At 55.0% G+C, this 11,908-nt stretch carries 10 protein-coding genes; 6 read left to right on the top strand and 4 right to left on the bottom strand.

Going from position 1 to position 11,908, the window contains the following annotated elements; all coding sequences use genetic code 11:
* The 5 genes from alr to Q0510_RS22300 all read left to right on the top strand — a co-directional run.
* The coding region (alr, locus tag Q0510_RS22320; RefSeq protein ID WP_298716658.1) for an alanine racemase at positions 1-507 on the top strand (507 nt) is incomplete at its 5' end.
* 54 nt (positions 508-561) lie between these two features.
* Positions 562-1,224: a lipoprotein signal peptidase gene (locus Q0510_RS22315; protein WP_298716656.1), complete on the top strand. Its 663-nt coding sequence runs from the start codon at positions 562-564 to the stop codon at positions 1,222-1,224.
* Positions 1,225-1,465: 241 nt separating this feature from the next.
* Positions 1,466-4,330, top strand: coding sequence for a TonB-dependent receptor (locus Q0510_RS22310; RefSeq protein WP_298716654.1), 2,865 nt, complete (start codon positions 1,466-1,468; stop codon positions 4,328-4,330).
* A 195-nt stretch (positions 4,331-4,525) separates the two neighbouring features.
* Positions 4,526-5,497: a sulfite exporter TauE/SafE family protein gene (locus tag Q0510_RS22305; RefSeq protein WP_298716651.1), complete on the top strand. Its 972-nt coding sequence runs from the start codon at positions 4,526-4,528 to the stop codon at positions 5,495-5,497.
* Positions 5,498-5,682: 185 nt separating this feature from the next.
* Complete coding sequence (locus Q0510_RS22300) at positions 5,683-7,275, top strand: hypothetical protein (protein WP_298716648.1); 1,593 nt, start codon at positions 5,683-5,685, stop codon at positions 7,273-7,275.
* Positions 7,276-7,358: 83 nt separating this feature from the next.
* On the opposite strand, the gene fumC is transcribed toward Q0510_RS22300, so the two are convergent.
* From fumC to Q0510_RS22280, 4 genes are all read right to left on the bottom strand, one after another.
* Complete coding sequence (gene fumC / locus Q0510_RS22295; RefSeq protein WP_298716646.1) at positions 7,359-8,759, bottom strand: class II fumarate hydratase; 1,401 nt, start codon at positions 8,757-8,759, stop codon at positions 7,359-7,361.
* Positions 8,760-8,800: 41 nt separating this feature from the next.
* On the bottom strand, positions 8,801-9,577 hold the full coding sequence (locus Q0510_RS22290) for an enoyl-CoA hydratase-related protein (protein WP_298716643.1): 777 nt from the start codon (positions 9,575-9,577) through the stop codon (positions 8,801-8,803).
* Positions 9,578-9,796: 219 nt separating this feature from the next.
* Positions 9,797-10,630: a hypothetical protein gene (locus tag Q0510_RS22285; RefSeq protein ID WP_298716641.1), complete on the bottom strand. Its 834-nt coding sequence runs from the start codon at positions 10,628-10,630 to the stop codon at positions 9,797-9,799.
* Between the two features lie 148 nt (positions 10,631-10,778).
* Positions 10,779-11,198: a cobalamin B12-binding domain-containing protein gene (locus Q0510_RS22280; RefSeq protein ID WP_298716639.1), complete on the bottom strand. Its 420-nt coding sequence runs from the start codon at positions 11,196-11,198 to the stop codon at positions 10,779-10,781.
* A 10-nt stretch (positions 11,199-11,208) separates the two neighbouring features.
* Between Q0510_RS22280 and Q0510_RS22275 the strand changes: the two genes are divergently transcribed.
* Positions 11,209-11,727, top strand: coding sequence for a glutamate--tRNA ligase family protein (locus Q0510_RS22275; protein ID WP_298716636.1), 519 nt, complete (start codon positions 11,209-11,211; stop codon positions 11,725-11,727).
* Positions 11,728-11,908: the final 181 nt, after the last annotated feature.

The following is an 11,908-nucleotide window of genomic DNA, read 5'->3' as shown; positions in this document are numbered from 1 at the left end:
CACATCGCCAACAGCGCCGCTATTCACCGCCTGCCGCAGATGCAGCTGGACATGGTGCGCCTGGGGATCGGGATGTACGGGGTGGATAGCGCGGAGGGATTCCAGGATAAGCTGCGGCACGTCAGCACCCTGAAAACCACCGTGGCGCAGGTGAAACGGATTCCCACAGGCGACACCGTGGGCTACGGCGCTACCTGGAAGGCCAAAGCACCTTCGCTGATCGCGACGGTCCGCATTGGGTACGCCGACGGCTATATGCGCTCGCTGGGCAACGGGAACGGCAAGATGCTCATCCGCGGCAAGCTGGCGCCTGTAGCCGGCGTGATCGCGATGGACATGCTCATGCTCGACGTGACGCATATCCCGGATGTTGCCGAGGGCGATGAAGTGATCGTATTCGGAGAAGGCTTGCCGGTGGAAGACCTGGCGAAATGGGCCGGCACCATACCTTACGAAATCCTGACCGGCATTTCGCAACGGGTAAAGCGCGTTTATTTCCAGGAATAGCAGTAGAGGGAAACAAATTGAAATAATACATTATTTTTGGAAAAATTTGAAGTTTTGAAGTATCGTCACATTGTATGGATCGTGATTGGTATCCTGCTAATCGATCAGATCGTGAAATATTGGATCAAGACGAATATGGCGTTGAACGAGAGTTTTCCCGTGTTCGGCAGTTGGTTTCAGATTCATTTTATTGAGAATGAAGGAATGGCCTACGGCCTGAAGTTCGGCGGTGAGTTCGGCAAGATCGCGCTGACGCTTTTCCGGCTGGTGGCCGTAGTAGTCGGGTTCTTTTATATGAAGAAGCTGGTACGCGAGAAATACCACACCGGATTGCTCATCTGCGGCGCGCTGATCCTGGCGGGCGCGGCGGGCAACCTGATCGACAGTATGTTTTACGGGATGATTTTCTCGGAAAGCACGAACAGCACGGTGGCGCAATTCCTGCCGGCCGCCGGCGGTTATGGTACTTTCCTGCACGGGAACGTGGTGGATATGCTGTATTTCCCCCTTATCGAAGGCTTTTTCCCGGACTGGGTGCCTTTCTGGGGCGGTGAGCACTTCATCTTCTTCCGGCCGATTTTCAATATTGCGGATGCGGCCATTTCGGTGGGCGTGATCGCGATCCTGATTTTCCAGAAGCGCTTTTTGCACAAGCCGGGCGAGGAAAAGGAGAAACCGGTGGGTACACAGCCGGTGCTGGATGATAAAGTAGCTTAGCCTTATAAAATATTCAGGTAGAAAGCCGCTCCTCCGGGAAGCGGCTTTTTCTTTTCCAGGCTGAAGCGCCGGGGCCGGGGCCATTGCCGCTGCGGGAAGATAGCGGCGACCAGAACCTCAAAGCCGCTACTGTGGCCTATTTCAAAATTCCCTGCTCCCCTTTCTTGCAAATTTCCTATTTCCCTTCTACATTTGTCTACAATTCCTATAGACTAATAGTATTTATCAAGCCAAAAACTATATGAAAACAGCATTACAACGCTTCTGTCTTCTTCTCACCCTTCCCCTGCTGCTGGCGGCGGTTACCGCCCACGGCCAGGAAAACAGCATCGTTCAGATATCGGGGAAAGTGAAGGACCAGGGCACCGGGGAACCGATTCCGGGCGTCAGCATCCAGGTGAAAGGCACCATCGCCGGTACTACCACTGACAATTCCGGCGCGTTCATTCTCAAAACCCGGTTGAAATTTCCCTTCATCCTCGTCTTCTCCAGCCTGGGCTTCCAGTCGCAGGAGTTTGAAGTAACCGGCACCGGCTCCCGGCTCGACATTGCCCTAGCCACCCAAACCCTCCTCGGCAAGGAAGTAGTGGTAACGGCTTCGCGGGTGGAAGAGGAGGCCCTCAAATCGCCGGTAGCCATCGAAAAGCTGGATATCAGGGCGATAAAGGAATCCCCCGCCCCCAGCTTCTACGACGCCCTCGAAAACGTTAAAGGCGTGCAGATGACGACATCCAGCCTGACGTTTAAAGTCCCCAACACCCGGGGCTTCAACATCCCCAACAATTTCCGGTTCATGCAGCTGGTAGACGGGGTGGATATGCAGGCGGCCACCCTCGGCGTGCCCCTCGGCAACGCCATCGGCCCCACAGAGCTCGATATCCAGAGCGTGGAAATCACCCCCGGCGCGGCTTCCGCCCTCTACGGCATGAACGCTATCAACGGGATGGCCAACCTGCAAACCAAAAGCCCTTTCCTGTATAAAGGACTCAGCATCTACCAGAAAATCGGCGTCAACCATGTAGACGGGATCGACTACGACCCCAGCGTGCTTACCGAAACCGCCATCCGCTACGCCCATTCCTGGAAAGATAAATTCGCCTTCAAAATCAACGCCAGCTATCTCCGTGGCACCGACTGGCGCGCCAGCACCGCCATCGACCAGAACAGCGCGGCCAACAGCCGCTTCCCGGCGCTGAGCGGCGCGGGCAACAATCCGGCCTACGATGCCTGGAACAAATACGGCGACGAGAATAACAACAACGTGTCTGTAGGCGTTACCCTCAACGGGAAGAACGAAACCTTCAACGTACGCCGCACCGGTTATTGGGAAAAAGACCTCGTAAACCCGGTGGTGGAGAATATCAAAGCGGACCTTGGCCTTTACTGGCGCATCACGCCGAAGGCGGAACTGAGCTACACCTACCGGCGCGGGCAAATGGATGGCCTGTTCCAGCGCGGCAATAAGATCCAGCTGGATGGTGTGGTCGTACAGAATCATAAGCTGGAGCTGCGCGGCGCGGATTACTTCGTGCGCAGCTACGTGATGCTCGAAAATACCGGCGACTCCTACAACCTCAAGCCCCTCACCGACAACCTCGACCTTACCAATAAAAGCAACAACGCCTGGCGCGATGCCTTCAAGGGCAAGCTCCAGTCCGAGATCAATGCCGGTACTGAGCTCGCTGAAGCCATGCGCCGTGCAAGGGTAACGGCCGACGAAGGGCGCGTGCTTCCCGGTACGCCGCAGTTCGAAGCGCTGAAAAATACCATCATCGGCATCAACAACTGGGATCATGCCGCCTCCGTTTCCGGCGCGCCCGCTACCGGCGGCGCCTGGCTCGACCAGCACAGCCGCGTGTATCACCTGGATGCACAGTGGGACCTCAGCCGGCATGTTAAATTCCTCAACCTCCTGGTGGGCGGCGATGGCCGTATTTATGAAGTGATCCCCGACGGCAACAACTTCGTGGATTTCACCAAGCCCCTGAAAGACAGGACCACACCCGGCGGCAAGAACGTGTATTACAAGAAGTTCGGCGGCTTCGCGCAGGTGAGCAAAACCTTCTTCGAAGACAAGCTGAAGCTGGTGGGCTCGCTCCGCGTGGATTACAACCCGGAGTTCGACCCCAAGGTAAATCCCCGCCTGGCGGCTGTGTATACACTGGCGCAGAAACATAACTTCCGCGCCAGCTGGCAGAACGGTTTCCGCTTCCCCGCGCTCTTTGAAGCCCTCTCCTTCGTGAACAACGGCAACGTGCGCCGCGTGGGTGGCCTTTCCTACATCAACGACGGGCTGGGCTACCTGGAAAATTCGTACACCCTCGCTTCCGTAAACACCTTCAACAACGCCGTCAACAAAGACGTGGCCGACGGCCTTTCCGCCAACGACGCCGCCCTGAAAAACAGGGCGCTGCTGGAGGTGACCGCCCTCAGCCCTACCCGTCCGGAACGCATCAACTCCTTCGAAGTGGGCTACCGCAGTGTATTGCTCGGCAACAAATTCGTGATCGACGCGGACGCTTATTACAACCGGTACGACGGCTTCCTCGGCCAGGTGGAGGTGTCTGTCCCCGCAACGGATAAAGTAGGGACGGATGCTTCCGTGCTGGACATGCTGGCCGCCAACCGCAGCAAGCAGACGCGCTACCGGGTATACACCAACGCCAAAAACACTTACGACAACTACGGTGCTTCCCTCGGGCTGACGTATAACTTCCATAAGAAATGGACGGTAGCCGGCAACCTCAACTATAACGACATCGTGGATAACAAGGAGAAAGACGTATTCGCCACCGGCTTCAACACGCCCGACTGGGTTACCAACCTGAGTTTCGGGAACCGCGAGCTGTTCAAGAACTTCGGCTTCAACGTGGTTTGGCGCTGGCAGAACACCTTCTACTGGGAAAGCCCCCTCGCCAACGGCGACGTGCCGGCCTTCAGCACCGTGGACGCACAGGTGAATTACCGCATCCCGAAGTATAAAACGACGATCAAAGCCGGCGGTTCCAACCTGTTCAACCACCGCTACATCCAGTACGCGGCAGGCCCCACCATCGGCGGATTATATTACGCAGCCATCACGATCGAAGGGCTGCTGACCAAATAACTGTCAGCACGCCGCAGCCTGCTGCGGCCGCTTTACCATACTATTGGAAACCCTGTTACACAAAGACCAACCTGCCCGGCGGAGGCGCTATGCGGCCTCCGTCATTTTTTTATTTTGAAGCAGAAATATTTGGATAAACCGTGGATTACATCTATTTTTAGTCCACAATTCCTGTAGACTTTATTAATAATTAGTATGTCCCATAATGAGGTGATCGACAAGGCGGAACAGCGTGTAGCTACCGATGCCACCCAGAAGGTGCTCATAGACCTCGTGAACGAGGATAACAAGAAGAGTTACTGGATCTGGGTGCTGATCGGCGTTTCCATCCTGGTGGTGGCGGCCGGGTTGTGGTTCACGTATCATTACGGCATATCGCACGACGCGCAGACGCGGATCGCGCAGATGGCGCAGGACGTGTTCACCAGCAAGCTGTTGTTCTTTATGGGCGTGGGGCTTACCGCGCAGATGATCGACGGGGCTTTGGGCATGGCGTACGGCGCTACTTCGTCGTCGCTCCTGCTGGGGCTGGGCGTTTCGCCGGCTATGACCAGCACCAGTGTACACGTGGCCGAAGTGTTTACCACGGGCGCCAGCGGCATCGCGCACTTCAAGCTGGGGAATGTCAACAAGAAACTGTTCCTCCACCTCCTTATCCCCGGCATGATCGGTGCGGTGGCGGGGGCCTGGCTACTCTCCGACGTGATCGATGGTGATGTTATCAAACCCTTCATGAGTGCGTATCTCATGATCCTCGGCATATTGATTCTCCGCAAGGCATTGCAGAAGCGCAAGCCCAAGAGCAAGACGCGCCGCCTGGGCCCGCTGGCTTTCTTCGGCGGTTTCATGGATTCCATCGGCGGAGGGGGCTGGGGCCCGATCGTGACCTCTACCCTCCTGGCAAAAGGCCGCACCGTGAATTACACCATCGGTTCGGTGAATGCGGCCGAATTCTTCATCGCCGCGTCCAGCGCGGGTACGCTGCTTTTCTTCAACGGCGTGGACAGCTGGCAGGTGATCATCGGGCTCGTGCTCGGAGGGGTGATCGCGTCTCCCTTTGCAGCTATCCTCGTTAAAAAGATGAAACGCAAACCGCTCATGATCCTGGTAGCAGTTCTGGTGATCGCGATGAGCTTGCGCACGATTATTCTCACGATCATGAAATAGCCTGGTTCCAGGCAGAACATAAAAAAGGTTGTCCGCATTTGCAGGCAACCTTTTTGCTTTTACCGCTTTTCGCGGATTAATATAACACATAAGTATCATACATAAAAAACAATAACACTATATCTTGCGCCCGAATCCTTTATTAACCTATACCTACGATGTTATCATTCAAACGATTGGGCTGGATGATGTGTTTGTTGGCCCCGATATCGGCGCATGCACAACTTGATTCCATTGCCAAAGCAAGAAATGCCGCAAGAAGAGCCTTTAATACCACAAAACTGGAATTACTGTATGAAACGGTTAACCGGACGACGTCTTCCCGGGGCATGACCAGTGAATACCAGGTAACGTACCAGCTTGTCAGTATCAATGGTAAAAAACCTGTGGAAATCGACAAACGCGGCAGCATTCTCAGGCAGTATTACAACCGTTGCTGGGAAGCCAGGGAACTCCTGGACCAGGGCAACAAGTCCATCAAAAAAGGTAACCGGTATTTGTGGAGTGGCCTTCTCGTTGGTACTGCCGTAGCATTCTCCGGGTTTATCGCCAACCCGGAAATGAAAGGCTGGCGTATAGGCGTAGGGTTTGGCATGGGCCTCGGCACGATGCTCACCGGCGCGGGGTTCTGGGGGAACAACAGGAATAAAGGCCGCGACCTGATCCACAAGTCAGTTGATGTATACAACGCCAAATGTTACGCATTCCCTGATTTGGTGAAGCCTTCGGGGAAATCAGCAGACAAATCCACAACCGCCACACCAGGAAAAACGGAATCCGGCCTCAGCGAAAGAAAGTATGTCAATAATACGGTGTATTACGATCTGCTCAGGAACGATCCCGCAAATTCGGATTTTGCGGCTATCGCTGTAAACCTGGCTACTGTAGACCTTCACGGACTAAACATCAACATTAAAGGCGGGCTTGGACTACTCTATACATACAAAAGTAAATTCAGCATATCCGCCGATTACCAGATCTCCTATCTCGATAATCCGAAAGCCGATAAAGGCAGTAAAAACGAGCCCTACAGTTCCTCGGACGTGGGCGGCCCCTTCAACTACCGCCATTCCAATAACCTGGATATCTCCATGGCCTATGCTTTCAGCAGCTGGACGAAGGAAGGCGGTTACAAGCTCGGGATAGGAAATAAAAGACTCGGCGGCAGAACGGCGGAAGTGGTAGGCAGCCTCCGGGGCGATGTACAAAAAGCCTTCATGCTTCGCGCTGGCTACCAGATCGACAATCGCCTGGTGCAAAGTGACAACGAAATTAAGTATGTGAATTCTTCACCGGCATACATCTACCAACACGAAGGCGACAGATATGAAATCAAACCTGTGCTTGGCGATGAATCTTCGATGTTTAAAGCCGGCATCATCACTGCCGGGTTGGGCTACTCTACGTTCCGCGATCTGAAGATCCGTTTGGTGGATAGCGAATACCAGGGAGAACGCCAGGTGAAGAAGCAGACTGATCTGTATGCCGATGCGATGTATGCGCATCAGGCTCAATTCCAGGACATGTTGTACTGGTCTTCACTGATGCCCTATTCACGTGTCAGCGGCCACGTTTCCCAACGCCTCGACATCAGCAAATCACCTGTTTCCAGGCTGGGTTTTAGAACCGGCGCCCGTATAAACGGCATCGGCAACATATATGGCCTTCGCGGGGGGCTGGAAGCCGGCCTCCGTCCGGGCCCGAAAGCCGGGTTCGGGGATAATGCCTATTTATCTATGAACTTCGGCATTCTTTTCGGCCGTTCCATCAACCGGTAACTTTAACCTGCACTGCTTATGTTCATAAAAAAAGGTTGTCCGCATTTGCAGGCAACCTTTTTTGCTATTTCGTTCCTATCAGATTAACCGAGTTTGCCGACCATGTTGCCGGGAATTACCCAGGCGTCGAATTCTTCGGGGGTTACGTAACCCAGTTTCACGGCCATTTCCTTCAGCGTGGTGCCTTCCTTGTGCGCTTTCTGCGCGATTTCGGCGGCTTTGTAGTACCCGATCTTCGTGTTGAGGGCGGTTACGAGCATGAGGGAATTGTCTACGTGTTTTTTGATGTTTTCCTCGATGGGCGCCAGGCCTTCCGCGCACTTGTCGTTGAAGCTTACGCAGCCGTCGCCGAGCAGGCGGGCGGAGTGGAGGAAATTATAGATCATCATGGGTTTGAAGACGTTCAGCTCGAAGTGGCCGGTGGCGCCGCCGATGTTGATGGCTACGTCGTTCCCGAGCACCTGTGCGGCGATCATGGTGAGGGCCTCGCACTGGGTGGGGTTTACTTTGCCGGGCATGATGGAAGAGCCGGGCTCGTTGTCGGGGATGAAGAGCTCGCCGATGCCGGAGCGGGGGCCGGAGCTCAGCATGCGGATGTCGTTGGCGATTTTCATCAGGCTAACGGCTACCGTTTTCAGTGCCCCGTGTGCTTCCACGATAGCGTCGTGGGCGGCGAGGGACTCGAACTTGTTTTCGGCGGTCACGAAGGGGAGCCCGGTCAGGTTGGCGATGTGTTTCGCAACGTTTACCGCGTAACCTTCGGGGGTATTGATCCCGGTGCCTACGGCTGTGCCTCCCAGCGCCAGTTCCGACAGGTGCGCCAGGGTGTTGTTGATGGCGCGCAGGCCGTGGTCGAGCTGCGAAACGTAGCCGCTGATTTCCTGGCCCAGCGTGAGCGGCGTGGCGTCCATGAAGTGGGTGCGGCCGATCTTCACGATGTGCATGTATTCCTTCGCTTTGGCGGCGAGGGTGTTGCGGAGCTTCGTGATCCCGGGGATCGTTACTTCCACCAGCATTTTATACGCCGCGATGTGCATGGCGGTGGGGAAGGTATCGTTGGATGATTGAGATTTGTTCACGTCGTCGTTCGGGTGCAGCACCTTGTCTTTATCGGTGAGCTGGCCGCCGTTGATCACGTGGGCGCGGTAGGCCACCACTTCGTTCACGTTCATGTTGGATTGGGTGCCCGAACCGGTCTGCCAAACTACGAGGGGAAATTCGTTGTCGAGCTTGCCTTCGAGGATTTCGTCGCACACTTTACCGATGAGGGCGGCTTTTTCCGCGGGCAGCGCGCCGGCTTCCTGGTTGGTAAGGGCGGCGGCTTTCTTCAGGTAAGCGAAGGCTTTGATGATTTCCTTCGGCATTCTGTTAATATCCTGTGCGATCCTGAAGTTGTCGATGGAGCGTTGGGTTTGTGCGCCGAAATAAGCATTGGCAGGCACTTTCACCTCGCCCATCGTGTCTTTCTCTATCCTGAAATCCATAATCTGTAAATTTTGGTCCGTAAAGGTACAGAACCTGCGGTTTATTCTCCTTTGAAATTGGGTTTACGTTTTTCGATGAACGCCGTTGCGCCTTCTGTGAGGTCTTTGGTTCCGAAGCTGTCGGCAAACTCTTTGATTTCCGTTTCAAATCCGTTTTCGTCGTATTTGAAGTAGGAATTGACGCATTTGATGACGCGCGAAACGGCCAGGGGCGCCTTTTCCCGGATCTTGGCCAGCTGTTCGCGGGTTTTTGCCAGCAGTTCTTCCGGGGTGGTCACGTGGTTGACGAGCCCCCATTTCAGCGCTTCTTCGGCCGAAATCATATCCCCGGTGAGCATGAGCTCGAGGGCTTTGCCTTTGCCGATGAGGCGCGTCAGCCGCTGGGTGCCGCCATAACCGGGGATGATCCCCAGGTTCACTTCCGGCTGCCCGAACCGCGCGTTATTGCTCGCCAGCCTGAAATGGCAGGCCATGGCCAGCTCGCAGCCGCCGCCCAGGGCAAACCCGTTCACCGCCGCCACGATAGGCTTATGGCAATCCTCTATCCGCTGGAAAATGGTATGCCCTTTCTTGGCCAGGTCCATCCCCTGCTCCGGCGTCAGCTCCAGGAACTCGGAAATATCCGCTCCGGCGATAAACGCCTTCGGCCCGCTGCCCGTGATGATGGCCGCATACACCTCGTTATTCTTGTAAACCTCGTCCACGGCCAAAGCCAGTTCTTTCATCACTTCCCGGTTGAGGGCGTTGAGCTTGTCCGGCCGGTTGATCGTAATTTCCAGGATGCCGTCGTTCACCTGGGTGCTGATGGTGTTGTACATATGGAAAGATGTTTTGTTTTGGTATGATCCGGCTAATTTAAGTGTTTTCAACTTGCAGGCCCGCCGGAAAATTCCCTAACGGCGATGTAGTAATGGCTTAGTAGGGATACAGTAGGGATACCGTATTGTAACCGTACTAAAAATGGTTTTGAAATACCGCAACAAAAAAACGCCGCCCATACAGGCGGCGCTTTCCTCTTTGAGTTGGCTAATTACCTATTAATCAGTTATTTCCGTTCTTTTTTCGATGATCACCTTCGTGCCTTTGCGGTACTCGGTGGTTGTGGTGGTCTTCGTTTTCTCATGTTTGCGGATGCCGAAATTGTAGCTCAGCGTCACGAACATCAGGTTGGCTTTCAAGTCTTTATACGGCTGCGTCTTCACGCCGTCGATGGTTTCGGTGTAATCCTTGTTGAAGAAGTTGTTCAGGTAATACTGCCCCTTGATCCCGAACGCCGGCCCGAAACGGAAACCCGCGAACAGGGAAGGCATGAACAGGTCCGTCCGGTCGCTGAACCACTCGTTGAACTTGGATTTCTTGTCGCCGTCGAGGAAATATTTCTCCTTATAATTGAAAGCCATGTCGTATTCCCCGCCGAAGAACAGGAAAGTGCCACTGCGGAGGTCGCCGATCTTGAAACCCACCGGTACGCCCAGGGTGTACACGCGCTGCTTCAGCTTCACGTTGTCAGTTGGCTTGGTGATCAGACCTATATTCTTGATATTCAACCCACTGAATATTCCAATATTGTTATTGAAATCGTAGTTGTAGTTAGTCCCGATATTGAAGAAAATCGTGAAACGGGGGATATTCCGCACGTGCTCGTCGTTATTTTTCACATTGGCGAAAGAGAGCAGGGGGCCGTTGCCGCCGGCGGTCACGTAGCCTTTACCGGGTTTGGGCGGTGCATAGATGTGGAAATGATAACTTACTTTCTTTTTGGTTTCGGTAGATACGACGGTGGTATCTTCCGTCTTTTCTTCCTGGGCGCGGGCGGTGGATGCGGCGGCGGTAAGGGCCAGGCATAGCATTGTGTAGCGGACGAGTTTCATGATGGTTTCAACTTTACAGTGGTTAAGGATGGGGACAGCGGCGGTGCATCACACAGCCGGGCTTTCCGTTTTGGTTGCCCCGGAAAGCGTTCGTTATGCTGCCGTCCGTAAAGAAGACGAACGTGTTTGTGAAAAGTTTCAAAAAAAACTAAAATTCTCTGTGCTCGCCGGTCCACGCTGCGATATAATCGGCAATTTCCCGGGTATGGGTACCTGGCGGGAACAGTTTTCCTACCCCGAGGGCGTACAGTTCCTGCATATCGGTATCGGGGATGATGCCGCCGCCGGTCAGCAGCACGTCGTCCATCCCCTTGTCCTTCATCAAAGCGATGATTTTCGGGAATACGGTCATATGCGCGCCGGAAAGGATACTCACGCCGATGGCGTCCACATCTTCCTGCAAAGCCGCATTTACCACCATTTCCGGCGTCTGCCGCAGACCGGTATAGATGACTTCCATCCCCGCGTCGCGGAGAGCGGAGGCAATCACCTTGGCGCCGCGGTCGTGGCCGTCGAGGCCTACTTTGGCTACCAGTACGCGGATGGGACGTTGATTCGGGTTGACCATAATTCGAATATTGGATTGTAAATGTAGTATTTTCCCCGAAAGTGCGGCAAAAGCGTGTTTTCAATTATATTACCTTTGCATTTCGGATAAAAAGCCAAATATGAGCGAAGAAAGATCACTGAATTTCCTGGAACAGATCGTAGAAGAAGACATTTCCAATGGCGTTAACGGCGGGCGGGTACTCACGCGTTTCCCTCCCGAGCCGAACGGCTACCTCCACATCGGTCACGCGAAGGCGATCGTGACCGACTTCGGCATCGCCGAGGACTTCGGCGGTGGTGACTCCATCACCAACGACGCCACGTCCGACACCTCGGGCGGCGCGGGCTTCGACTCGCAGTGGGGCGGCGACTTCGTGCACGCCATCCGCGCGGCGGTCATCGCGTCGAACGACAGCGGCCGTGACATGAACGCGGTGCGCAACGCCATCACCCAGCGCTACAGCGGGCGGCACACCGCGCGCGTCATCTACTCGGAGAGCCACGACGAGGTGGCCAACGGCAAGGCGCGCGTCCCGGAGGAGATCTGACCGGGCAACGCGGGCAGCTGGGCCGCCAAGAAGCGCTCCACGCTGGCGGCGGGCGTCGTCTTCACCTCGCCTGGCATCCCGATGATCTTCCAGGGCCAGGAGTTCCTCGAGGACGGCTACTTCCAGGACACGGACCCCGTGGACTGGGGCAAGACCAGCACCTACAGCGGCATCCGGACGC

It is taken from the genome of uncultured Chitinophaga sp. (assembly GCF_937874145.1).
Lineage (GTDB): Bacteria > Bacteroidota > Bacteroidia > Chitinophagales > Chitinophagaceae > Chitinophaga.
Note: the sequence above shows the minus strand (reverse complement) of the source record. Positions and strands in the feature narration are given on the sequence as shown.

What these genes read in the sequence shown, in the direction of transcription:
- Q0510_RS22310 (WP_298716654.1), top strand. Translation starts at nt 1,466, where the DNA reads ATGAAAACAGCATTACAACGCTTCTGTCTTCTTCTCACCCTTCCCCTG.
- Q0510_RS22305 (WP_298716651.1), top strand. Translation starts at nt 4,526, where the DNA reads ATGTCCCATAATGAGGTGATCGACAAGGCGGAACAGCGTGTAGCTACC.
- Q0510_RS22300 (WP_298716648.1), top strand. Translation starts at nt 5,683, where the DNA reads ATGATGTGTTTGTTGGCCCCGATATCGGCGCATGCACAACTTGATTCC.
- fumC (WP_298716646.1), bottom strand. Translation starts at nt 8,759, where the DNA reads ATGGATTTCAGGATAGAGAAAGACACGATGGGCGAGGTGAAAGTGCCT.
- Q0510_RS22290 (WP_298716643.1), bottom strand. Translation starts at nt 9,577, where the DNA reads ATGTACAACACCATCAGCACCCAGGTGAACGACGGCATCCTGGAAATT.
- Q0510_RS22285 (WP_298716641.1), bottom strand. Translation starts at nt 10,630, where the DNA reads ATGAAACTCGTCCGCTACACAATGCTATGCCTGGCCCTTACCGCCGCC.
- Q0510_RS22280 (WP_298716639.1), bottom strand. Translation starts at nt 11,198, where the DNA reads ATGGTCAACCCGAATCAACGTCCCATCCGCGTACTGGTAGCCAAAGTA.